Consider the following 461-nt stretch of genomic DNA (forward strand, 5'->3'; position numbering starts at 1 on the left):
TGTACACATACACTGGAACCATTGTCATGCCTGGGCTTGTATCAGATGTAGCACCAGTCATTCTTTTGGTGTTGATTTTAACTACCAGATTGCCTTCATTATCTTTAACCAGACTGCTGTCAAAGCCGGAAACTACAGCTGTGAAGTTGCTCGCAGACATGTCTACTAATTCATCATATTGGTTTTTAGCAGCCAGTTTCACTTGTGCTTTTGTTGTTTGCGCAATTGTGTCAGAAGCAGAAACGAAGTCAATTTTCTTAACAGCTTCAGCTTCTCCCGTGAATGTTACAGTTGCTTTATCAACTGCCGCTGTATCCAGACCGGAAAGAGTTACTGTGTATTCGCCCTCACTAATTTTCACATCAGTCAAAGTCAGAACTGCGGACTTTTTGTCATCAGCGAATTTAACTGTAGTTGCTACATTAACACTACCTTTTTTCAGTGCCAATGTTGCTTTCGCA

The 461-nt window shown here is 41.2% G+C and carries 1 pseudogene; it reads right to left on the reverse strand.

The features are described from left to right. Positions 1 to 461, reverse strand: a pseudogene (locus ICC18_RS35065) (S-layer homology domain-containing protein); the annotation flags it as partial.

The sequence above is a fragment of the Paenibacillus sedimenti genome (assembly GCF_014534655.1).
Classification (GTDB): domain Bacteria; phylum Bacillota; class Bacilli; order Paenibacillales; family NBRC-103111; genus Paenibacillus_E; species Paenibacillus_E sedimenti.